22 protein-coding genes and 2 pseudogenes are annotated in these 22,262 nt (G+C 62.9%); 5 read left to right on the top strand and 19 right to left on the bottom strand.

Annotated elements, in window-relative coordinates; all coding sequences use genetic code 11:
* From HALO32_RS01040 to HALO32_RS00985, 12 genes are read right to left on the bottom strand one after another with little or no spacing between them, the layout of a single operon-like run.
* Complete coding sequence (locus tag HALO32_RS01040) at positions 1–2,307, bottom strand: MMPL family transporter (protein ID WP_151441919.1); 2,307 nt, start codon at positions 2,305–2,307, stop codon at positions 1–3.
* Complete coding sequence (locus HALO32_RS01035) at positions 2,304–2,861, bottom strand: LolA family protein (protein WP_151441918.1); 558 nt, start codon at positions 2,859–2,861, stop codon at positions 2,304–2,306. Before HALO32_RS01035 ends, HALO32_RS01040 begins: the two co-directional genes overlap by 4 nt.
* Positions 2,861–3,301, bottom strand: a complete 441-nt coding sequence (locus HALO32_RS01030; protein ID WP_151441917.1) for an acyl-CoA thioesterase — start codon at positions 3,299–3,301, stop codon at positions 2,861–2,863. The genes HALO32_RS01035 and HALO32_RS01030 overlap by 1 nt, the downstream gene beginning before the upstream one ends.
* Positions 3,291–4,862, bottom strand: a complete 1,572-nt coding sequence (locus HALO32_RS01025; RefSeq protein ID WP_151441916.1) for an HAL/PAL/TAL family ammonia-lyase — start codon at positions 4,860–4,862, stop codon at positions 3,291–3,293. Before HALO32_RS01025 ends, HALO32_RS01030 begins: the two co-directional genes overlap by 11 nt.
* Complete coding sequence (locus HALO32_RS01020) at positions 4,846–5,787, bottom strand: LpxL/LpxP family acyltransferase (protein ID WP_151441915.1); 942 nt, start codon at positions 5,785–5,787, stop codon at positions 4,846–4,848. Before HALO32_RS01020 ends, HALO32_RS01025 begins: the two co-directional genes overlap by 17 nt.
* Positions 5,784–6,545, bottom strand: a complete 762-nt coding sequence (locus HALO32_RS01015) for a glycosyltransferase family 2 protein (RefSeq protein WP_151441914.1) — start codon at positions 6,543–6,545, stop codon at positions 5,784–5,786. Before HALO32_RS01015 ends, HALO32_RS01020 begins: the two co-directional genes overlap by 4 nt.
* Positions 6,538–8,238, bottom strand: coding sequence for an AMP-binding protein (locus tag HALO32_RS01010; protein ID WP_225809624.1), 1,701 nt, complete (start codon positions 8,236–8,238; stop codon positions 6,538–6,540). The genes HALO32_RS01015 and HALO32_RS01010 overlap by 8 nt, the downstream gene beginning before the upstream one ends.
* Positions 8,235–8,741, bottom strand: a complete 507-nt coding sequence (locus HALO32_RS01005) for a COG4648 family protein (protein WP_151441912.1) — start codon at positions 8,739–8,741, stop codon at positions 8,235–8,237. Before HALO32_RS01005 ends, HALO32_RS01010 begins: the two co-directional genes overlap by 4 nt.
* Positions 8,742–8,774: 33 nt before the next feature.
* Positions 8,775–9,038 carry an acyl carrier protein gene (locus HALO32_RS01000; protein ID WP_151441911.1) on the bottom strand — a complete coding sequence of 88 codons (264 nt, stop codon included), beginning with the start codon at positions 9,036–9,038 and terminating at the stop codon, positions 8,775–8,777.
* Positions 9,028–9,300 carry a phosphopantetheine-binding protein gene (locus HALO32_RS00995; protein WP_151441910.1) on the bottom strand — a complete coding sequence of 91 codons (273 nt, stop codon included), beginning with the start codon at positions 9,298–9,300 and terminating at the stop codon, positions 9,028–9,030. The genes HALO32_RS01000 and HALO32_RS00995 overlap by 11 nt, the downstream gene beginning before the upstream one ends.
* A complete protein-coding gene (locus HALO32_RS00990) occupies positions 9,269–10,060 on the bottom strand; it encodes a lysophospholipid acyltransferase family protein (RefSeq protein WP_151441909.1) in 792 nt (263 codons plus the stop codon). The genes HALO32_RS00995 and HALO32_RS00990 overlap by 32 nt, the downstream gene beginning before the upstream one ends.
* Complete coding sequence (locus HALO32_RS00985; protein ID WP_225809622.1) at positions 10,057–10,725, bottom strand: beta-ketoacyl synthase chain length factor; 669 nt, start codon at positions 10,723–10,725, stop codon at positions 10,057–10,059. Before HALO32_RS00985 ends, HALO32_RS00990 begins: the two co-directional genes overlap by 4 nt.
* A 301-nt stretch (positions 10,726–11,026) precedes the next feature.
* Between HALO32_RS00985 and HALO32_RS00980 the strand changes: the two genes are divergently transcribed.
* Positions 11,027–11,689, top strand: coding sequence for a YajG family lipoprotein (locus HALO32_RS00980; protein ID WP_151441907.1), 663 nt, complete (start codon positions 11,027–11,029; stop codon positions 11,687–11,689).
* A 367-nt stretch (positions 11,690–12,056) separates the two neighbouring features.
* Here the strand turns inward: HALO32_RS00980 and HALO32_RS00975 are convergent.
* The 3 genes and pseudogenes from HALO32_RS00975 to HALO32_RS00965 all read right to left on the bottom strand — a co-directional run bounded on the left by HALO32_RS00975 (position 12,057) and on the right by HALO32_RS00965 (position 15,217).
* A pseudogene (locus HALO32_RS00975) lies at positions 12,057–13,360 on the bottom strand (IS1380 family transposase).
* Between the two features lie 87 nt (positions 13,361–13,447).
* The gene (locus HALO32_RS00970) at positions 13,448–14,398 is read right to left on the bottom strand and encodes an AEC family transporter (RefSeq protein ID WP_151441906.1); all 951 of its coding nucleotides are present in this window, start codon (positions 14,396–14,398) and stop codon (positions 13,448–13,450) included.
* A gap of 27 nt (positions 14,399–14,425) precedes the next feature.
* Positions 14,426–15,217 carry an IclR family transcriptional regulator domain-containing protein gene (locus HALO32_RS00965; RefSeq protein ID WP_225809620.1) on the bottom strand — a complete coding sequence of 264 codons (792 nt, stop codon included), beginning with the start codon at positions 15,215–15,217 and terminating at the stop codon, positions 14,426–14,428.
* 241 nt (positions 15,218–15,458) lie between these two features.
* Between HALO32_RS00965 and HALO32_RS00960 the strand changes: the two are divergent.
* The 3 genes and pseudogenes from HALO32_RS00960 to HALO32_RS00950 form a co-directional block, all read left to right on the top strand.
* A pseudogene (locus HALO32_RS00960) lies at positions 15,459–15,611 on the top strand (3-oxoadipyl-CoA thiolase); the annotation flags it as partial.
* Positions 15,612–15,624: 13 nt separating this feature from the next.
* Positions 15,625–16,413: an alpha/beta fold hydrolase gene (locus HALO32_RS00955; RefSeq protein WP_151441905.1), complete on the top strand. Its 789-nt coding sequence runs from the start codon at positions 15,625–15,627 to the stop codon at positions 16,411–16,413.
* A 77-nt stretch (positions 16,414–16,490) separates the two neighbouring features.
* The gene (locus HALO32_RS00950) at positions 16,491–17,321 is read left to right on the top strand and encodes a BKACE family enzyme (RefSeq protein WP_151441904.1); all 831 of its coding nucleotides are present in this window, start codon (positions 16,491–16,493) and stop codon (positions 17,319–17,321) included.
* 59 nt (positions 17,322–17,380) lie between these two features.
* On the opposite strand, the gene HALO32_RS00945 is transcribed toward HALO32_RS00950, so the two are convergent.
* From HALO32_RS00945 to HALO32_RS00930, 4 genes are read right to left on the bottom strand one after another with little or no spacing between them, the layout of a single operon-like run.
* Positions 17,381–18,121 (bottom strand): trimeric intracellular cation channel family protein, encoded by a 741-nt coding sequence (locus HALO32_RS00945; RefSeq protein ID WP_151441903.1) that lies wholly within the window; start codon positions 18,119–18,121, stop codon positions 17,381–17,383.
* A gap of 59 nt (positions 18,122–18,180) precedes the next feature.
* The gene (locus tag HALO32_RS00940) at positions 18,181–19,506 is read right to left on the bottom strand and encodes an amidohydrolase (protein ID WP_225809618.1); all 1,326 of its coding nucleotides are present in this window, start codon (positions 19,504–19,506) and stop codon (positions 18,181–18,183) included.
* A 17-nt stretch (positions 19,507–19,523) separates the two neighbouring features.
* On the bottom strand, positions 19,524–20,984 hold the full coding sequence (locus tag HALO32_RS00935) for a sodium:solute symporter family protein (RefSeq protein WP_151441901.1): 1,461 nt from the start codon (positions 20,982–20,984) through the stop codon (positions 19,524–19,526).
* Positions 20,977–21,189 carry a hypothetical protein gene (locus HALO32_RS00930; protein WP_151441900.1) on the bottom strand — a complete coding sequence of 71 codons (213 nt, stop codon included), beginning with the start codon at positions 21,187–21,189 and terminating at the stop codon, positions 20,977–20,979. Before HALO32_RS00930 ends, HALO32_RS00935 begins: the two co-directional genes overlap by 8 nt.
* A gap of 159 nt (positions 21,190–21,348) precedes the next feature.
* On the opposite strand from HALO32_RS00930, the gene HALO32_RS00925 reads away from it, so the two are divergent.
* A complete protein-coding gene (locus HALO32_RS00925; protein WP_151441899.1) occupies positions 21,349–22,239 on the top strand; it encodes a LysR family transcriptional regulator in 891 nt (296 codons plus the stop codon).
* Positions 22,240–22,262 lie beyond the last annotated feature (23 nt).

Genomic DNA, 22,262 nt, shown 5'->3' with positions numbered 1-22,262 from the left:
CTATCGGCCATCGCGTATGGTAGCTCTCGCTGGGTTGCCTCTCGTATCGGCCCTCGCGAAGGGCACCAGCGCCCATGTTGCCGCGAGGCCTACCAGGCAGGTCATGCCCAAGTAGTGCAATGCTGGGGTGGCACTGAATGCCAGCAGGCCAAATGCGAGCAGGCTTGAGGTGCATGACAGGCTGATCGCTAGCCACGCGGCAGGGCTTTCCGGATGTTCAGTACTAAAGATGCCGGCATCGAGCCCGATCCCCAGCACCAACAGCAACCCCAACAGGTGGAACAGGGTCAGGCCGACCCCAAGGGAAGCGAACAGCGCCAGGGTCACCACTATGGCTCCCACAGGAGGTAGCAGCACGCGCCAGGTGCGACTCCGATAGCGCCAACCGAAGAGTATTGTCAGTCCCGCGACCGCGGCGATCAGCCAGAGGGCGATGGTGTCGCGTAACGCTGCCAGGTGGGTGGAGAGCGCAGCCACCCGGTCGTGATAATGGATAAATGGCTTGTTGGCCAGCCGGGCCAGTTCTCGCTGGGCGACGGCATCGGCATCGCCCAGTACGACCAGCGACGCCGACCGACGGTCGCCGTCCACGTCTACCTGGCCGAGCCACAGCATGGTATCGGCACGGCCTAGCGGCATCTTCAACCACTCGTCGAGTGTCAGAAGGGGTACCGAGTCCAGGGATTCCAGGGCTGATTTCGCCAGGTGGTCGGGAAGGCCCGCGCGTTCGATCACTGGCGGCAGTGCTCGGGTATAGGCCTGGCGTACCCGCGAGAGGTTGGCTTGCTGGGTGGCTGGCGAGGGCACGGCACGGGCGAGATGGCGATAGCCTGCCAGATGGCCCTTTTCACGCAGCTCCACCAGCGGCGAGTCGAGGGCTTCAAGCCGTTCCAGCAACTCGTCTTCTTGGTCGGCCGTGACAACCAGGTATCGGCTGCCGGTGGGGCGCTGCAGCAGAGCTTGTACGCGTTGCTGCTCGGCGATCAGAGAAGCGGGAGAGGGGTTTAACTGGCGCAGGTCATCGCTGGTCGTCAGGCGCATGGCGATCACTGTCACGGCAGCGACACCGAGCAGGGTGAGCAAGCCCCAGCTCAGAAAAGCCCGCGATGGCACACGTAGCCGGTCGATGCATTCGGCCAGTCTTGCCGTGACAGGGTGTGACTGCGGTACGAAGTGGGGCAGCCACAGGCGCACGGTCAGCCAGGCGCCGAGCAGTCCCAGGGCAGCAAACGTTGCCATCTGGCGCAAGCCCGGCAGAGGTGTGGCGAGCTGTGCTAGATAAGCCGCCAGGCTCGATACCAGACCTAGCCAAAGCCCTGGCCAGAGCCTCGACAAGGAGCGATCGGGGTCGAGCTGGCGGGCACATTGGAGATGCAGGGCATAGTCGACGGCGACGCCGATCAGGCTGGCGCCAAAAGCGAGCGTCAACAAGTTGAGGGTGCCGAAGAGCGCCCAGGTCAGCGGTAGCGCGAACAGCACTCCGCAGGCCATCGGTAGCAGCAGGCTGAACAGCGTGACGCCACGTCGGAACACGAACCAGAACAGCAGCAATATACCCAGCAGGGCGCCCAGCCCGATGGTGGAGATCTCGCGCTTGGCTTGGCTGGCGCCGGATGCCGCGTGGAAGACCAGGCCCGCGCGTAGCAGTTGGGCGTCAGGATGAGCCGTTCGGAACTCATCCAGCGCCCCCACCAGCTGGCGTTGTAGTGTCATGTCATAAGGGCTGGCAGCCAATCGCCCCCCTACCAGGAACCAGTGGCCTTCTTCGTCGTCGACGGCTGGCAGGCCTTCGACGGGGCGGATTGGGCCGTCAAGCAGTCGGGACAGCCAGGCGTCGAGCAGACCGAAGGGGTCGCTGACTGGGTCAGCGCTCACGCCGGGGGCGAAGAGTCGTGACAGGGCCCGTTGCGTCCATGCCTCGTCGCCAGCGCTGGCCAGTGGTTCGGCCAGCAGGCGATAGCGGTAGTCTGACAAGGCTCGATCAGGACGCTCGATGGCACCATCGTCGAACTGTGCTACGGCATTGGAGTCGCGCAGGCGTCCCTTGAGATCGGCCACCAGTCGGGTGGGCTCCTCTCCCCTGACCAGCAGCACAAAGCTGTCCTCGAAGGCTTGCGTCAGGTGCTGCTCGGCCTGCTCGATCAGCAGAGACTCCCGTACCTCCGGCAATAGGGCGGTGACGCGGGTGTCCAGGGGTGCCGCCATGCGCAACTGGCTGACCAGAAGCAGGGCGGAACCCAGCAGAAGCAAGGCCCAGGCCCAGGCAGCGAGGCGTTCAACCTGCTTCGTCCGGGTCGGGTCGCTCACTGGGCGGCATTTCCTTCATCGAGGCCTTCGCAGTCGACCGGTGTCAGGGTCAGCTCCAGTCGGTCGCCGTCACGGAACGCGATAGCGAGCTGTTCGACGCGTTCACCTCCATGTACCACCAGCTGAGACAGATGCTCGCCGAGGGCCGAGTCTATGGGTGTCAGGTCGGCCCGCCACTCGTCCAGCTCACCACGGAGCTCTATGGTGAAGTGATGCTCCAGGGCTTGCCAGTCTCCCGATAGCAGGCCATTGAAGACGGGCAGGAGCACCTGGAAGTCTATCGGCAGGTCGTCGCTCTCTTCGCTTAGGTCTAGGCGATCTTCAACCGGTGCGGTGGTTTGCCAGACCAGGGCGTTGTCCTGACGTCGGAAATGTCCGCGGCTGTCGAGTCGGACCTCGAGGTCCGCGAGCCAGCGCGACTGTTTGAAGCTGGCGCACTGTGTTGAATGATCGGCCAGGCGTTCGGCGAGCGCATCGGGTTGCGGAGACGCCCACAGGGAAGGGCTAGTTGATAGGAGCAGGCCGAGACTGGCAATACCGAGTATCTGTCGCATCAGTGGTTGGCCTCCTGCCAGACGAGAAGTCTCTCGACTAGGGCCGGTGGTGACACCAGGCGCATCTCCTGGTCGTCCAGGCCCACTGCGACCTGCACGCTCCAGGCGCGGGTAAGGCGTCGACGTGTCCCGGCATCACGGATGGTGTAGTCGATCTTGAGGCGATGTTCCCATTCGCTCAAGCGGGCCTCGATGGCCAGTCGCTGGGCGAATACTGCGGGGGCAGCATAGCGCAGGCGCAGGTCGATCACTGGCCAGGCGAATCCCGACTCGCTCATCTGCGGGTAGTTGTAATCGATGGCATCGAGCAGTGCACAGCGCGCAATCTCCAGGTAACGGACGTAGTGGCCATGCCAGGCCACCTGCATCATGTCGATATCGTGAAAGGGAATCGTCAGCTCGGTTTCGGCACACGGCAAAGGGCGATCGTCAGGCGTCATACAGGCTCCAGTGGCGCTCGCGAATCAGGTCGCAGAGTGTGCGTAGCTCGGCTTCCAGAGCGCGGTCTTCGACCAACGGTGGAATGTGCGTGCGGCAGGCATCGAGAAACCCCGCTAGCTGCTTGGGTAGCGGAGCTGCGCCCGCCTGGCGACGACGTAGGTCGACACCCTGGCAGGCGGCATGCAGGGCGGCGGCAGCGACCTGCTCGACGAGTGTCAGAATCCGCAGGGCGTCACGCGCGGCGATGGTGCCCATGCTGACCTTGTCCTGGTTGTGACACTCCGTGGAGCGCGAGAAGACGCTGGCCGGCATGGTCAGCTTGAGCGCCTCGGCGGTCCACGCCGAGGCGCCGATCTGCACGGCCTTGTAGCCATGGTTGAGGGCAGCACGCGCCGGCTCGGCACCGCTCAGGTTGCTGGGCAGGCCGTGGTTGAAGCGGGTGTCGACCAGCAGCGCCAGCTGGCGGTCGAGCAAATCGGCCAGATTGGCGCTGGCCTGCTTGAGGCCGTCCATGGCGAAGGCAACATGGCCGCCGTAGAAATGGCCTCCGTGCATCACCTTGCCGGCTTCGGCGTCGAACAGGGGGTTGTCGTTGGCGCTGTTGAGCTCGGTCTCGAGAAACTGACGCCACCAGGGCAGGGAGTCTTCCACCACGCCGATCACGTGGGGCGCGCAGCGCGTCGAGTAGCGGTCTTGCAGGCGCGGCGAATTGCGTGGCGTACGGGGGGCATGCAGGTCCTCACGCAGCCTAGCAGCCACCTGATTCTGCCCAGGGTGTGGCTTGGCGGCGAACAGGTCGGCGTCGAAGTGGTAGGGGTTGCCGTCCAGCGAATAGACGGATAATGCGGTGATGCGCGTGGCGAGCCGTGCCAGGTAGGCGGTGCGAGCGAAGGCGAACACCCCCAGCGCAGTCATCACGGCGGTGCCGTTCATCAGCGCCAGGCCCTCCTTGGGCTTCAGGCGATAGGGTGCCAGACCGTGCTTAGCGAAGACCTCTGCGCTGGGGCGTCGCTTGCCATGTTCGAAAACCTCGCGCTCGCCGCATAGTGCTGCGGCGAGATAGGACAAGGGGGTCAGATCACCGCTGGCCCCTACCGACCCTTCCTCCGGGATGACCGGGACGATGTCATGTTCGAGCAGCCACACCAGGCGTTCGAGGAGCTCGACGCTGACCCCCGAGACACCTCGGCAAAGCGATACCAGGCGCACCATGACCACGGCGCGAGACGCCTCTACTGACAGGACTTCACCCAGGCCACAGCCATGGAAGGTGTACAACTGTCGTGGCAACTGCTCGAGGTCGGCGGCAGATACCTCTCGGGTGCAAGAGTCGCCGAAGCCCGTTGTGACGCCGTAGATCACACCTTCTTCCTCTAGCAGACGCTCGAGGAAAGCGTTGCCGCGGGCGATACGCGCGCGGAAGTCCGATGCCGTGGACAGCATGACCCGGCGCTGGCCTTCGGCTACCGACATAATGTCTTCGAGGGTGACGGGTGAGCCATCCAGTGTGAGGGGAGCGGAGGTAGAGGATTTACGGAGCGGGTCATGGAGTAAGGTCATGAAGGGATCCAGTGTCGTTCAGCCAGAACGGATAGAAATTGAACCATTGCAGCGGGTGGTCGCGAACCCGTTGGGCCAGTCGGTCAGCATGGCGCTGCATGGAATCGGCGATCCAGCTTTCGCGCTCCCGGCGACGCAAGTTGCGGGTGTCGTCGAAAGGTTCGAAGTCGATTATGAACGCCCCGTTCTCGCGAACGCAGGCCAGGGTATAAAGAGGGCAGCGCAGTAGGGCGGCCAGCAGGAACGGACCTTCGGGGAATAGGGCGGGGGCGCCGAGGAAATCGAGGCGACGACTGCGCTCACCGGACAGCGGGAGCCGGTCGGCGGCAATGACCACGAAGCCTCCTGCATCGAGGCGCTCGGCGAGACTCTGTGCAGTGGCCGGGGTGATCTCGCCCACCTCGAGCACATCTGGCCGGGGGCGACCCGTGACGTGTTCGAGCAGTATATTGAACTTGCGCGCATTGCGGGTGTGCATCATGACCGTCAGATCGAGGCCGGGGTGGCGGTCGGCCAGCGCATTGACCACATCGAGATTGCCGTGATGGGCGACCAGAATCAGGCCGCCCTGCCCGGCGTCGATGGCGTCGCTGAAACGTGCGATGCCGCTGCCGGTCAGTCGCGCGTCGGCGATATCACCGCTCCAGGCGGCGACCTTGTCCATCAAGGCGTCGGCGAAAGCCAGGAAGTGGCGATAGCTGAGCCATAGCCGCTTGCAAGGGTGCCGGGAAAGTTCGGGGTCGAGATGCAGCAGGTAGGCTTGGGAGGCGCGTCGAGCCGTGCCATGCAGCAGGAAGTACCACAGCATCACTGGCCACAGCAGCAGCCGAAAGGGCCAACTGCCCAGGTGTCGTTGCGTGGCTACCATCAGACGCATACCGGCAATGTTGCCGCGCTCTTCGATCCGCGCCCAGTGATGTCTCAAGACTTGGCCTTCCCGGCCAGTTTTCGCCAACGCCTGGCCAGCAGGCGAGGCAGGCGCAGCAGCAGCATGCCGCAGAACAGCCGGGCATGCATGGCGCTGATCTGGCGATTGTCGCGCCACAGCGCGAAGTGGCTCACGCCATCGCGTGGATAATGCACCCGCACGGGCTGGTTGCGCAGGGTGCCGCCAGCCCAGTGCCAGCGCACCAGGACCTCGGTATCGAAGGTCATGCGGTCACCGCACGAGTGCCTGGCCAGTAACCTGTTGAGGGACTCGACCGGATAGAGCCGGACACCGCACATCGAGTCGCGGATCTCCCCGGACAGGGTGTTGATCCACACCCAGACATGGGTCGCATAGCGGCCGTACAGGCGGGCACGAGGGACGCTGGCATCATAGCACGGGTAGCCAACCACCAGGGTCTCGGGCGTGTCACCGAGCCCGGCCAGAAATCCGGGCAGGTCCTCACTGGCATGTTGGCCATCGGCATCGACCTGCAGGGCATGGGTGTAGCCAAGCCGCTGGGCATCCTCAAGCCCGGCGCGAACCGCTGCACCCTTGCCGCAATTGGTATCCAGCCGCAGCATGTGATGACCCTTTGCGGCGAGGCGGTCGAGTACGGCTGCACACTCGGCGTGACTGCCATCGTCGACGAGTATTACCGGTAGCCCCAGGGCACTCACTTCAGCGCATACCGAGCCGATGGTGGCAGAATGGTCGTAGACCGGCACCAAGGCACAGGGACGAGGTTCATTCATGAGAAGCTCCGACTCCATCCTGATATCGCAGACGGACACGACCGGCGCAGTGCCTTCCCTCGCGGGAGATGAAGGCGAAGGCGATGCCATCCTCGCGCCGCGTCAGATCGAGCGAGAAGCGTATTCCGGGTTGCAACGGGCGCTGGAACTTCAGGCGCTCGAGACCCTGAAAGTCGCCCTGTTGGCCGAAACTCTCGCGGGCCAACTCGATGGCCCACTGCACCATGACCACTCCGGGCACCAACGGGTAATCCTCGAAATGGCCCTCGAGGTATGCCAGGCGTTCGGGGACTTCAAGGGTAAGGGTGCAGGTATCGGCGCCCGAGCTTAGCTCCCCCAGCCAGCGTGGTGCCCGTGTATCGTCGAGATCGGCGAAAAGTCGCCTGATCAGGCCTTGGTCGAGCTTGCCTTGGGGATTGCACGGTAGTACCTCGACGAAGCGCCAGTAGCGGGGAATGGCAACCGGCTCCAGGTGCTTCGATAGCCGTGCACGCAGGCGCTTGATCAGGTCGCGCCGGGCCTCGTGGCAGTGCGGAATGGCCTCGCTGATCAGGGCGATCACGACGCCTAATCGTCCATCACTGCGACCAAGATCGACACAGCGCGCCTCGGTGACTTCCGGGGTCTCGGCCAGGGTACGCTCGATGTGGGCCAGCGAGACGCGCTTGCCGGCGATCTTGACCAGCCGGTCTGCGCGGCCCAGCAGTGCGAAGCCGTTAGCAGCGGGAGCGACCCGGTCGGGTTGCTGCCACCAGGCGTCTGGGGTGTCGAGAAACGCAGAACGCAGCAGCAGGCGCTCGCCCTTGAAAGATAATCGTACCCCGGGCAGGGGGTCCCAGGTACTGCTCCGGGTCTGTCGTCGCTGAGCAATGCCGCCGGTCTCCGTGCTGCCGTAGATTTCGACCACAGGGGCGTGAAGGAGGTGCTCTGCCTGACGGGCATGCACCGCGGCGAGTGGTGCGCCGGAGGAGAATACCCGGCATGGCGCAAGGCGCTGCGCCCATGGCAGGTGGTCGGGGAGGCGTGACAAATGGGCCGGCGAACTCACCACCACCGATTTGCGTTCAGCACTGCCGGCTTCTTCGAGGCGGGCGGCAAGCACTTCGGGGTAGCGACTGGTATCGCCGCAGAATGGCACACCGGCACAGAGGGGGTGCAATATCCCGGTGAGCAGGCCGTAGATATGCTGGTGGCTGACCTGCGAGATCACGGCGGTGCCGGTCAGGGGCCACAGCTTGGCATGGGCGGCCAACTCCGCATCGAGCTGGTCGAAACGCTTGGCGAGGCTTATGGGATCACCCGTGGAACCGGAGGTATACAGCACTACGGCGGTAGATGAAGGCGAGAGTGCAAGGGGAGGCGGGATGTCCTGGCCCACAACCTCCGGCACATCGGGTGCGTCGGGGAGCGTACCCTCGACCTCGTTGGCCAACCTGGCCAGGGTTTCTGGGCGGTCATCGGCAGGCAATACCGCGACCCTGCCGCTTTCCCACAATGCTATCAGGGCGGAACAAAATTCACCGGGGTTGCGCTGGTAGAGTAGCCATTGTCCGCCGGGACGGCCGGCAAGCCAGCGGCGCCAGGCCCCGACACGTGCAGGCAGCGATGCCGGAGAGACCCAGTCGGACGGCAGTGCGCGAACGTGGGGCGCTGGCCGACGCCAGGGCGCCTGGCTCAGGGGAGTGAATGTCACGTCAAGGATCTCCGCAATCGCTGGCGCAGCAGCCATTCACTGCCGAACATCAGGCCAATCAGGCCATAACTGATGACGCCGTTGTACAGCGTCCATACGGCCAGGTCGGTGTGGAACACCGTCCAGGTGGCGATGGTGCCGTTGATTATGAAGAAGCCGCACCACGCCCAGGTGACGCGGCGGGTATAGCGAACGCCGGCAGCCGTCAGGTCGGGCTCGCGCAGGCGAGCCAGCCGCTCGACGATCGGCATGCCCTGAAATAAGCTGGCGAGGAAGATGGCCAGCATGATGGCATTCACGGCGACCGGATAGGCGCGCATGCCGAGTTCGGCATGACCCATGATCCCCGCAGCGAGCAAGAGCGCGGCGACGCCGAATGCCAGGCGTCGTGCCTGGGGAACTCGCCAGGCCAGCAGGCCGACGCCCATCACCAGCAGGGGCCAACTGCCCAACCTGTCGTGCAGGACGAATACCAGGATCGGCCAGCCCAACGCGGCGAGCATGCCAAGCCATTTTACTCCTCTCATCGGCATTACTCAGCGCTGGATCAAGCCCTCGACAGCCTTGACTACGTCGTCGATGGTGCGCACCGCCTTGAAATCGTCGGGGTTGATACGGCGCCCCGTGAACTGCTTGAGCTCGACCACCAGGTCCACGGCATCGATGCTGTCGATATCGAGATCCTCGTAGAGCCGGGCTTCAGGTTTGATGTCGTCCGCCTCGAGTTCGAACAATTCGATTAGTGTCTTGCGCACATGGGCGAAGACGTCAGCGTAACGGGTAGTGGTATCAATCGACACGGCGGGTCTCCACCAGAGCTTTCAGTGCATTCAAGCTGGAGAAATGGCGGCGGGTTTCCTCGGCTTCGGCATCCAGTTTGATGCCGAATCGTTTCTGCAGTGCCAGGCCGAGCTCAAGGGCATCGATGGAATCGAGGCCCAGCCCCTCACCGAACAGCGGAGCGTCGGGGTCTATATCGCCAAGGGCGACATCCTCGAGTTCCAGAGTCTCGATGATCAGGTGCTTGAGTTCAATCGACAGATCGTCGTGTGTTTCGCTCATGGTGAAGTTGTTCCAGTTCCCTGTTGAAGTGGTCGCTCAGACGACGTGTCAGTTGTCTGGCGAGCTGCCCGGTGGGCTGTTGGTTATCGTCATTGATGGGCAGGTCGTCGAGTACGCGCAGTTCCATCCGGACCCTGCTCGCCGGGATATGGTGCCAAGGCTCCCCCTTGGTCAGCGTGGTAGGCGTACAGCGTATCAGTACCGGCGTGATCGCTTTTCCCGTACGCAAGGCGATATTTGCCCCACCTCGCCTGAGCTTGATCGGACGTTGCGGCGTGGTGCGGGTACCCTCGGGAAAGAGAATCAGCGAATTACCTTTCCCAAGGCTCGCTCTTGCGGCCTCCAGTACCGCTTCGGGTTCGTCGTTGGTGATATAGCCTGCTGCACGGATCGGGCCGCGTGTGAAGGGGTTGCTGGCCAACCGCCCCTTGACGATGCAGTCGGCATGGGGCACGTGGGCCAGCAGGAAAATGACATCGATAAGTGATGGATGATTGGCTAATACCAGAAGTCCTGAGCGTTGCAGACGTTCCTGATGCTCGAAGCGATAATCAAGCACGCCGAGACCCTGCATCAGGGCGATGAAAGCCTGGAAGCAGCGCTGGATCAGGCATTTGGCCAGATACTGGCGTCGCTCCTTGTTGCGTACGGATACGTTCAACAAAGGGGCGGCTACCAGGCCGATGAACAGGCCGCCGATACCGAAGGCGATGAAGGAGAGAGCCTTGCCCACTCCGCGCCACCATCGATCCAGCTTCATTCGGCCCCCAACTGCCACCGATGCCGGCCATCGAGGAAAGGGGCGTCTCCGTTCAGCCAGGACATAACCTCGAGAGGAGTCGGATGAGCTGCGCCTACCGGATCAGAGGCCATCAACCGTCGTCCCCGGTCTAGCGTCAGTCGTATGCCGACGGCACAGGCGATGCCTGGGTGCTCTGTGTGTCCCTGATAGGCCGAAGGAAGCGGTGCCTCCGAGAGAACTGCAACGACGGCTCGGTGGCCTTCCACGAGATATCCCTTGGCCTCGTGCAAGATGGCGTCGAATTCGTCGCCACAGGCTCCCAGCGCTTGCATAGGGCGGTGATGCTTGCGGGAGATGGAGTGGACTCCCAGAACCGCATTGTGTACCGACATGGAAAAGCGTGTCGGGGAGATGGGTTCACCGCGCGCTAATGCTTCGAGCATCTCCAGCGTATGGGTTGTGTCGCCATGTCGGGAGGCGTGCACCAGCGGGAAATCCGCATTCGGGTCCAGGGCCTCGAGGATGTCACAAGTCGCGCGCCCAGCGTCATCGAGGCGGCGCCGCAACATCGCGGGCAAGGTGCTGCCCAGTTGAGCTGAGATGCGATGGCTGGGGGCAGGGTTGTGCACTTCCTCATCCGCAATCCACCCTCGCCAGTCTTCGAGATGTAAGGAGAAGGGCATTATTATCATCTCGGCCTGGGTACAAGGGCTGCAATGTTAACTTAGTTGCGCAGAAAACCCAAAATCATACATTATATGATCTATGTATAGATTTTGCATAACATAGAGAATCATTTCGCACAAACTTTTGTGCCTTGGCGTGTGAATAAGCTGTTTAATATCTGCGAAATCTGATATAAGCACGGTGCTGGTGACTGACCGGATTGAAAGTTGATTTTCAGGAAAGTTTTTGGAGTTTAAAAACCTGAATGATCCTCAAGCGGTTGGTGTCTTTATAAACTAATAAGGTGAGGGATTTTTCTTGAAGCGCCATATACACGTAGTGATTCTTGTGATTGCCTTTCTCGTCTCACTTTCCGGTTGTGCTACAAGCCGAAGTGAAATCACAGTGGCGGTGCCGGAAGCTAGCTCAGAATATTACAATAGCATCGGGAAAGATGTGGTGATAGGGAAGGTGATCGACCGGCGAACCTTTGAGGAATCTCCTCGGGATCCAAGTATTCCATCGCTTGGATCTGGAGGTGTTAGCCAGGCCACGGATGAGGTCAAAGCTAGGGCGGTGGGTCGGAAGCGCAACAGCTATGGCAAGGCGCTAGGTGACATCCTTCTGCAAGGGGGGCAGACAGTGGAAGAAGTCGTACGCAGCAGCCTCGCCCTCGCCCTGCAGGAGGCAGGCTACAATGTGCTCAATGACCTGGCTGAACTCGGAGAAGATGCTTTGGTTATGGATGTGTATATCGATGAATTCTGGGCCTGGTTTAATCCCGGTTTCTGGGCTATTACGCTGAATACTCGAATTACTACTGACTTGAAATTGCGTTCAGGTGGGTCCACTGAGCTCGTCACTATCCATGCGAAAGAGCGCCGCCAAATGGCTACCGAAAGCGCTTGGATAGAGATGATCGAAAAAGCGCTCCAAGACTATAGACAAGAGGTTAAAGTAGCTGCGCCAAGCTTTCTTTGAGAGGTTGATAAACGCAGGAAATTGATGCTGACCGCCTAATCCAAAAATTGTATAAAGCATACAAAAAACTGCTGAAATCGTTTATAATTCAAGCTCCTACACAAGAACTAACCGCATCAGCCGCCATGACAAAATGGGCTCTATTGACACATTCGTGGGTAGCCCGGCCAGCAGGCCAGTGCTAGCGGATAATGTCCTAGCCCGGATATTGCACCAGTGCCGCGAGCTTGGCCAGCTGCGTGAGCAGGCCAGCCTCTTACCTTGGTGTGACCGGGAATTCGTCGCTTTTTGATCGATTTCCCAGATTCGAGACGCACTTCCCCCTACCCCCGTTGTTTATGGTGTGCCGGGGACAGCACCGTTTCGCCTATCTTGGCACCAGTTTCCGGGTCAGTTTCATGAAGAGATCCTGGTCGGGATAGTGGCTGCTTAGCATCAGTCGGACCCGCCGGGTATTGCGGATCACCACACCACCGATTTTCAGTAGCTTCAGGCGCAGGGTAGTGACTTGGGCCGTGGCATAGGCAGTGCGCTTCAGGTAAACCCGACGCAGCCGCTCCAGCAGCACGTAGGCCAACCCGGCCAGCAGCAGCTGGTACTGATTCGGCCACCATTCATGACAGCTGGTGCGGTCCGAGAACAGCCACTGCTGCTCCTTGATGCGGTTCTCCATATCCCCGCGCGGGCAATAGCGGCTGTCGTAGAGCCACTGGGGGCTGCCTGCAGCTTGGTCACCACGTATCGGGTATTGAAGCCTCGGTGACTGGTCTCGGCCTTGACCACTACCTTGCGTCGTGGGCGCTTTCAGCTGTGGGCGGCATAATCGATGCGCCCGAAGTGGCGCTGCTTGGTGCGCTTGGCCTCCCAGCGGATGGCCGACTCGTAGCAAATGTCCAACGACATCGTCTCAAGGCGGCTGTTGGTGGCCAGGCCGACGATGTACTCGACGCCATGGCGCTCACACCAATCGAGAATCAGCGGTCGGCAGAAGCCACTATCGCCACGGAAAACGATCTTCACCTCGGGCCAGGCCTGGCGCAGCCGCCGGACCAGCAACGCCAGGGTGGTGGGCGGCGTCGCGATAGGCCGGGCGCAGGTAGCTGACCAGCAACTGCTGGCCACAGAAGACGTAGAGCGGCAGGAAGCAGTACCCGTCGTAGAACCCGGAGAAATGTCGGCCGAGTTGCTCGCCATGCACCGGATCGTCGGTGGCGTCGAAGTCCAGGATCAGCCGCTTCGTCGGCGGTCGGCGGAAGGAGCGGATGAACTGCCCGACGATCTCTTCCTGGATGGCCACCGCCCACTGGCGACTGGCCTGCTGCTCGAAGCGACACAGAGTCGACTGGCTGGCCAGCACGCCGTCGGTATCGACGGCGGTCTGCAGGGCGATGTCGCGTCGTAGGGCATGATGATCGTTGAGGTCTTCATAGCCAAGGCGAGACCGAACACGCGCTGTCGAAGCATGGTTTCAGCCCGGTGTTGACAACGACGAGAGGCCCGGGCGTCATCCAGTCGGCGTGCAATGGCGCGCGTCAGTCCCATCTCGCTATCCAGTTGGCGGAGCATCAAGGCGCCGCCATCGGAGGTGATTTCGCCCCCGTCGAAACCGGCGGTGACCTGGCGGTCTTTACAGCGTGGAAAGGAGGCGGTCGGCGTGATACATTTTGTCATGGCGGCTGTCTCGGTAGATTCTTGTGTAAGATCTTGAATTATAACCGATTTACAGCCGCTTTTTTCATGTCTGGTGCAATATGCGGGCTAGACCGGCAACAAACCGACCAGCGTCAGCAGCCAGATCGTTAGGCTTATTGTAACGAACGAGGCGAGCGTGCTGACCATCAGGCCCGCAGCACTGGTGTCGCCCTGGCCATACTGCTTACCGAACAGCGGATAGACACTGATCATGGGGGCGCAGGCGAACAGCATGGCGCCGGCGATCAGCATCGGATCCGGGTCGGGCAGCAGCAGGAAGGCGCCCAGCACGACCAGCGGGTGCAGCAGGAGCTTGCCCAGCACCACCTGTCCGATATCCATGGCCATGCCCCGCACCTTGAGGCCATGCAGCATGCCGCCGATGGTGAACAGTGCCGCGGGACCCGCCGCGTCGGCGAGCATGCTGACGGCCCGGGCCAGGGGGGCCGGCAGGCTCAGCCCGGTCAGGGCGAGGAGCATGCCGATCAACAGGCCGATCAGTACCGGGTTGCGTGTCAGGCGGGCGAGGGTCTGGCGCGCCATCTGCCCGACGCCGTTGCCGTTCTGACGGCTGGCCTCGGCCAGTATTAGCGCCGTGGGGATGATGAACAGCGTCTCCACCACCATGTTCAGCGCCATGAAGATGGCCGCCGGCGGGCCGATCGCCATCAGGGCGACCGGGTAGCCGATGAAGCCGCTGTTGGAGGCCGACATGCCCAAGGCGTGGATGGCACCGGCATCGAGGCGCTTGCCGCGCAACCCCATGGAGAGCGCCAGCCCCAGCAGGAAGGTCGCTAGCGACCCCAGGCCGTATGCCAGCAGGTAGGTCGGGTTGAAGACCTCCGCCAGCGAGTGCTCGGTCAGGGCGCGGATGATCAGCGAGGGGAGCGCCAGGTACATGACGAAGGTACCCACCCCCTGCATGTTGTCGTGACTCAATAGGCCGGTGCGAGCCGCGGTGAAGCCGGCACCGATCACCAGGAAGATCGGCAGCGTGATCGAAAGTATCTCTATCACTTCGCCGTCCTTGGGGTGGTAGATGGATCAGCTGACGCTGGCGCGGATCTGTCGGGCCTTCTCCTGCAGCAGTGGCAGGTACTGGCGCATCAGGGTGTCGAAGTCGACCCGGGCGGCATTGGTGCTGATGTTGATCGCGCCCAGCAGTCGGCCGTTGGCATCGAAGGCCGGCACGGCCACCGAGCGCAATCCGGAATCCAACTCCTGGTCGGCGATGGCGAAGCCTTGCTGACGCACCTCGAGGATGCAGCGCTTGAGCTCGGCCTTGTCGGTGATGGTCTTGTCGGTATGCGGCTCGAGGACCACCCGCGCCAGGAAGGCGTCGAGCTCGGCCTCCGGCAACTGGGCCAGCAGCACTCGCCCCATGGAGGTGTGGGCCGCCGGCAGGCGCGTGCCCACCGAGAGGGTGATGGCCATCAGCCGGTGGCGCGACGAGGAGCGCGCCACATAGGTGACGTCGTCGCCGTCCAGCACGCCCAGCGACGAGGATTCGCCACACTCAGTGGTAATGTCCTCGAGGATCTGCTGGATGACGCTGCGGTAGTTGTTGGCGGAGAGGAAGGCATAGCCGAGGTTCAGCACCTTGGGGGCCAGCTCGAAGTGGCGCTGCTGCTTGCGGACATAGCCCAGCGCATGCAGGGTCAGCAGGAAGCGTCGCGCCCGGGCACGGTTCATGCCGGTGCGCGACGCCACCTCACTGAGCGTCATGCGCGGGTGGGCCTCGTCGAAGGCCTGGATGACCTCGAGGCCGCTGGCCAGGGCGGTGACGAAGTCACGATCGTCGGGCGTCAGCGCTTCGTCCATTCCGTCGTCTGGCATCAGCTTTCCCTCCTCGAATTCTTCATCTCCCCGATACTCTATCACAATGTCGTATAACGAATATTAGTTCGTTATACGGCTTTTTATGAGCAATCCTCTCGTCCCGGGAATTTGACGGTAGGTTGTAAACGAGGTAATTTGTTCGTATAGCAAAGTTGTGTTCGTAATACGAACATGATGGAAGGCGTCTTAAAACGATGTCCCATGGTCGAGTTCCTGAGTCTGCATTAGGCGGTCGAGCGCTATCGCCTTGGGCCACACGCTGGGTATGGCCGGTGCCCACCTGCTGCTGACCGCCGCCTATAAGCTGCAGACGAGCGGCAAGCGCTACGCCCCGTGCACCATGTGCGTGGGCGTGGGACAGGGCATCGCGACACTGATCGAAAAGGTTTGAAGGAGAGATCGACATGGCATTTTTAAATATCCATGACCGCAGCGTGGCCTATCGCCTGCTCGGGGCCGAGGCCAACCCACTGGTGATGCTGGCCCACCCGCTGGGCATGAGCCAGGCGGTATGGGACGACATGTTGCCGGCGCTGCTACCGCGCTATCGCGTGGTGACCTGGGACCTGCCCGGCCATGGCGCGAGCCAGGCCTGGGGCGAGGGGGTGATTACCCCGGCCGATTTGGCCGCCGAGGCCTTGGCACTGGCCAACCACGCCGGTGCCGGCCGCTTCCACTTCGTCGGCACCTCCATCGGCGGGGTGGTGGGCCAGCAGCTGGTCAGCAAGCACGGCGAGCAGCTGCTCTCCGCCACCCTGACCAACACCGGGGCGGTGATCGGTAACGCCGAGCTGTGGAATACCCGCGCCGGACGTGTGCGTGAGGAAGGCCTGGCGGCGATGTCCGAGGAGATCGTGCCGCGCTGGTTCGCCCCGGCCTGCTTCGAGGCCGAGCCGGCCCTCAAAACGGGCTGGTGCACCCAGATGGGCCGCGGCGACGATGAGTCCTATGCGCTGCTGTGCGAGATGCTGGGTCGCGATACCTTCACGGGGAAGCTCTCGGGGAAGGGCGTCAAGGTCCAGCTATTCGGCGGCAGCGAGGACATGGCGACCCCGCCGGCGACCCTGGAGGCCCTGGCGGCCGAGTGCGACGGCGCGCCGCTCGAGATTTTCGTGGATGTCGGCCACGTGCCCTCCGTCGAGGTGCCGGGTCTGTTCGCCGAGAAGCTGCTGAACGTGATCGATCAGGCGTAGATCTTTCGCCTGGTTCCAAAACAGAAATAACTCAACCTGTCGCGCCATGAACAGCCATGGCCGGAAACGAGGTCACCATGTCTAACCCCTGCATCATTTGCGTCGCCATCACCGGCAGCCTGCCGCGAAAGGAAAACAACCCTGCCGTCCCCATCACCATCGAGGAGCAGGTCGAGAGCACCCAGGCGGCCTTCGAGGCCGGCGCTACTATCGCCCACTGCCATGTGCGCAATGACGACCAGACGCCCAGCTCTGATCCGGAGAAGTTCGGTCGCCTACTTGAGGGCCTGAACAAGCACTGCCCGGGCATGATCATTCAGCTCTCTACCGGCGGTCGCTCGGGTGCGGGGGAGGAGCGCGGCGGGATGCTGCCGCTCAAGCCTGACATGGCCAGTCTCTCGGTGGGCTCCAACAACTTTCCCAATCGCGTCTACGAGAACCCGCCAAAGTTGGTGGATTGGCTCGCCGACGAAATGCTCAAGTACGATATCAAGCCCGAGATCGAGGCCTTCGACCTGTCGCATATACACCAGGCAGTGGCCCTCTCGAAACAGGACAAGCTCAAGTCGCCGCTCTACGTGCAGTTCGTGATGGGCGTGCAGAACGCCATGCCGGCGGACAAGCCAACCTTCGACTTCTATATCGAGACGCTCAAGCGTCTGGCGCCCGATGCCCAGTGGTGCGGGGCGGGCATTGGCCCCAACCAGTACCTGCTCAACGAGTGGTCTATCGCCGCGGGCGGTCATACCCGTACCGGCCTCGAGGACAACGTGCGTCTCGACCGCGACAGCCTGGCGCCCTCCAACGCGGCCCTGGTGGAGCGCACCGTGGCACTGTGCGAGAAGTACGAGCGTCCGGTGGCGACCTGGCAGCAGGCACGCGAGATTCTCGGCCTTGGTGCTCGTTGAAGCTCCTCAAACCGAGATAGGCGTGGCGCCGGTTCAGTCTCGCCGGCGTCTGTCCGGATTCACCGGTGCTTGGTTCGCTTACCCGGCGCAATAATCCGCACCCTGGCCTTTTGACGCCGTGGCTGAGCGGTCGTGTCGGGCCTCAGTTCCTCACATGCGCGATCCTGCTTCCGAGGAGCGACCGGGATGGTCACCCAGGCAAAGACCGGCAGCGCCAGGTGCCAGTGGATGGCGCTGAGGCGAATCGTGAGGGTCACGGTGATCGCCAGCGTAATCGCCAGGGGGTGACTAGCCCAGAGCATGAGGAACGCATAGGTGCAGCCACCGGCGATGGAGGCCGTGGCATAGATTTCTTGGCGCAGTACCATCGGCACACGGCGGGCGAGGATGTCACGCACCATGCCGCCTGCCACCCCGGTAAGCAGCCCCATCAGTACGGCCACGATGTTGGGGTGGCCCAGCAGCAGGGCCTTGTGGGCACCGATCACGGTGAAGAGCGCCAGCCCGAAGGCATCCAGCACCGGAAGCAGCCCTCGCGAGAGTCGATGGATGTGGCGAAAGCCCACAAGCGACAGACTCACTGTGGCGAGGATCACCCAGAGGTAGCTGGGCTCGTTGATCCAGAAGACGGGACGCACCCCGAGCAGCAGATCGCGCAGGGTGCCCCCACCTATGCCGGTAGCCGCCGCCAGCACCAGCATACCGAAGGGATCCATGCTCGAGCGGCAAGCGAGCACCACGCCCGAGAGCGCGAAAACCACCACGCCAGCCAGATCCAGGTAGTAAATCCACCCTGCCACTTCGCTCCCCCTACCATGAGTCCCATCTTTCCCGGAGTCGGCTCCCGACCTTTCTTGGGCTAGGCGCCTGAGGATCCGTCGTATTCGCCACCCAGCCACGCCAGTGCGCCCACCGCCATGGCCTCGATGCCGGTGCGCAGGGTTACCGAGTTGCCCGGGAAGTAATACGGCGAGTGAGGCATCTCTAGGTGGCGCATCTTCTCCGCCACGCTCTGGCCGGGTGTCTCCGCCCAGCGTGACGCCGGCGTCGCGCCGATAAACCAGTAGACATAGGGGATATCCTCGCCACCGAAGCCTCCTGCCTCGGCATTGCCGAAGTAGGGAAAGTCCTCGCTGCCGTTGAGTCGTGGCATGCCATAGAGATGGGCCTCACCGAAGTGCTTACCATGGGCATGGCGCACCTGCTCTACCGCCGCGGGGTCGTTGTGCAGGGCGAGGGTCTCGTTGAGCACCCGGAACTCCGGGGGCTTCGGGGCGCGGCCAGCCTCGCACTCGGCACGCACGATGCGCTCGATGGCTTCCACCACCTGGCGGTGTAGGGCGTTGTCGAAGCTGCGGATGTTGATCTCGAGCTCGGCCGAGTGGGGGATGATGTTGGCCTGGGTGCCGGCGTGCAGCTTGCCGACGGTGACCACCACGGTCTCCTCCGGCGGCACCTCTCGGGCGACGATGGTCTGCAGGCGGGTGACCACATGGGCGGCGATCACCACCGGGTCCACCGTCTGCGCCGGCATAGAGCCGTGGCCACCGGCGCCGTGGATGGTCACGGCCAGGTTGGTGCAGGCCGCCATGGTGCCGCCGGCACGATGCCCCACGGTGCCCGCCAGGGCGGGCATGTTGTGCTGGCCGAGGATCACATCCGGTCGAGCGAAGCGCGTGTAGAGGCCATCCTCCAGCATCGCCTGGGCCCCGCCGAAGATCTCCTCGGCGGGCTGGCAGACCAGCATCAGGGTGCCGGACCACTGCTCCTTGAGTGCGGTCATCACGGCGGCGGCCCCCACCACGCAGCTGCTGTGCAGGTCGTGACCGCAAGCATGCATCAGCGGCACCGTGCCACTCTCGGTCTCTGCCGTGCGCGTGCTGGCGTAGTCCAGGCCGGTGTCTTCCTTGATCGGCAGGGCATCCATGTCACCACGCAGCATCACCGTGGGGCCCTCGCCGTTCTCGAGCAGGGCCACCACGCCGGTGCCGCCCACGCCACGGCTCACCTCGAGGCCGAGAAGTTCCAGCGCCTCGGCGAGCCGCGCGCTGGTCTCGTGCTCCTGGAAGGGCAACTCGGGATGCTGGTGAAGCTGGCGGTAGAGCGACTGAACCCTCTCGAAGGCCTCATCGGCCTGGGCGGCGATCGCTTCTTTCAGGTCAGGATCTTGAGCGTGCATGGTCATGAGAGTCTCCGTATCCATCAAGAAGGTTGTTGGGCCGCGGCCGGCTTCGGGGAAGCCGGTTGGCTGAACTGCTGGCTGACGGCAACGACAAGGAGGTTGAGCAGGATCGCCCAGACTCCAGCATGCCAGCCCAGCGGGGAGCTCCAGATGAACTCCATCAGCAGATAGGCCAGGCTGCCGACTAGGGCACCGAGCATTACGCTGGCGCGGCGCAGGCGCGGAAAGAACAGTGCGCCGATCACCATGGGGAACAGCTGGACGAGCAGGCCATAGGCCCCGAGCAGCAGCATGACCAGCGAGGCGGGATTGATCAGCGCAAAGAGATAGGCGATCAGCGACAGCCCTAGAACGCTCCAGCGGGTGACCGACACCGTGGCCTTCTCGCTGGCCTCCTTCATGACCGTGGGCCCGAAGACATCGCGTACCAGTACCACAGCCGCGGTATGGGCCAGGTTGGCGCCGGTGGACATGGCCGCCGCCAGCGCACCGGAGAGCATCAGGCCGATGACCCAGGGCGAGAAGTTGGCCACATCCATCACCATCTTGAGCAGTACGGTGTCGGCACGTGCCAGAGGCTCTTCGGCGAACACCAGGATGCCGGCGAAGCCGATGAACAGCAGCGGGACCAGCAGGGTGGCGTAGAGCGGATAGAAGACGCTGACCTTGCGCAGGGACTCGCCGCTGTCTGCCGAATAGAACTTCATGAACAGGTGCGGCCACATGGCGCCGCCGAAGGCGCTGACCAGCACGGCGGTACTGAAGTAGCCCCAGCTCATGTTGGTGGCACCCGGCATGGTGAGGTATTCGGGCGCCGTCTGCTGAAGCTGAGCGAACATTTCGCCGACGCCGCCATAGAGGCGTTCGGGAATGGTGAGGCCGAGGAACCAGGCGATGGCGATCATCATGATGCCCTGCATCAGGTTGGTCCAGCCGATGCCGCTCAGGCCGCTGGCGAACACATAGGCGGCCACCACCAGAAAAGCCAGCAGGGCACCGAGCCAGAAGGGCACCAGGCCGTCGGTGGCCGCCTGGAACAGCAGGCCGGCCCCGGCGATCTGGATGGTCAGGTAGGGCACCAAGGCCAGCACACCGATGACGCCGGCCAGGATGCCGAGCGGCTTGCTGCGGTAGCGGTCGGCGATCATATCGCCTTGGGTAAGATAACCCCGCTCGCGTCCCAGCTTCGCCACCCGCGGGCCCAAGGCCCAGATAGTGATCGGCACCAGCGAGAGGTAGGCGAGGATATAGAAGCCCGGCGAGCCATGCTGATAGGCCCAGCCTGGGGCGCCGAGGAAGGCGAAGGCTGAGAAGATCTCCGCGCCGAGGATGAAGAAGAGGATCACCACGCCGACATGGCGGCCGCCGGCGACATAACCCTCCAGGCTGGAGCTTTCCTGGTTGCGCGCCCGCAGGCCGACCCACAGCACCGCGGCGAGATAGGCCAGCGTGATGCCGACCACGATCATGGAATCACTCATGGCGGCCACCTCCGTGACGTACGACGAAGGCGATCCACATGCCGGCGAAGAGCACCAGCATCCACAGGATGTACCAGAAAAACAGGAAGGGCAGGCCCAGCACAATGGGCTCTATGCGATTGGCGATCAGGGCGCCGGGCCAGATCATGGCCAGGGTGCACAACGTGAAGTGCAGTCCCGTCAGCAGGTGATAGGTCTTGTTCATGGGGAGTCATCCAACTCGCACACAGCGAGACTTGTTATGGGTTGTCCCTGGACTATGAAACGCCTTGCTCGATAGAAAAAATATAGGTTTAGTATTGCTGGTATGCCGTATTGATATGGATAGGGTCGAAGACTTCCTTTTTCTACCGGTGAGGCGACCATGGAATTTCGCCAACTCAGCTATTTCATTGCCGTTGCGGAGACAGGCTCCATCTCCGCGGCCAGCCGCCGGGTGCACATCGCCCAGCCGGCGCTGACCCGGCAGGTTCGACTATTGGAGGAGGACCTGGGCACTCGATTGCTGGAGCGTCATGCCCGTGGGGTCAGCCTGACGGTGGCCGGCAAGGCGCTCTACGACGAGGCCGTTCAGTTGCTCGACAGGCGCACCCGGATTCGAACGCGACTCTCGGCACTGGGCCAGGGGCTGATCGGTAAGGTCAGCCTGGGGGTAACGGTGACCCACCTTTGGGTGCCGGAAGTGGCCAAACTGCTGAGGCGCTATCGCGATCGCTATACCCAGGTCGCCTTCGAGGTCTTCCCGCTGCTGTCGGGGCCCCAGCTAGAGCGGTTGCGGGAGGGTAGCCTGGATGCCGGCATCCTCTACCTGGACAGTGCCGAACAGCCAGGTCTCGAGACCCGCCTGCTGCAGCACGATCACCTGATGCTCGCCGTGCCCGAAGCCTCGCAGTGGGCGACAGAGCCACCGCGCCGCCTGAGCGAGCTGAAGGATGCCGACTTCGTGTGGGGCTTTCGCAGCGTCTCACCGGTCTACTACGACCGTGTGATGGCCCACTTCGCCCGCCTCGAGTTCGCGCCGCGGGTGGTGCAGTACGGCGCCGACAACATCACCATCCTGAGCATGGTGGCGGCCGGCCTGGGTATCGCCATCGTGCCCTCGGCCAGCAGTGCCCACCCCATGCCGGGCGTTCGCTTCCTGCTCCTGGACGAACTCACCTCCTGCGACATGCCGCTGTGGATGGCCTGGCGGTCGAGCAACGACTCGCCGGCACTTCACAACCTGATCAATCTGGTCAATGAGATATTCAGGTGACGGGGCATACTTCCCTCGACCTT

This window comes from Halomonas lysinitropha (assembly GCF_902500215.1).
GTDB lineage: Bacteria > Pseudomonadota > Gammaproteobacteria > Pseudomonadales > Halomonadaceae > Halomonas > Halomonas lysinitropha.
The sequence above is the reverse complement of the archived record's forward strand: the minus strand, read 5'-3'. Positions and strand labels throughout refer to the sequence as shown.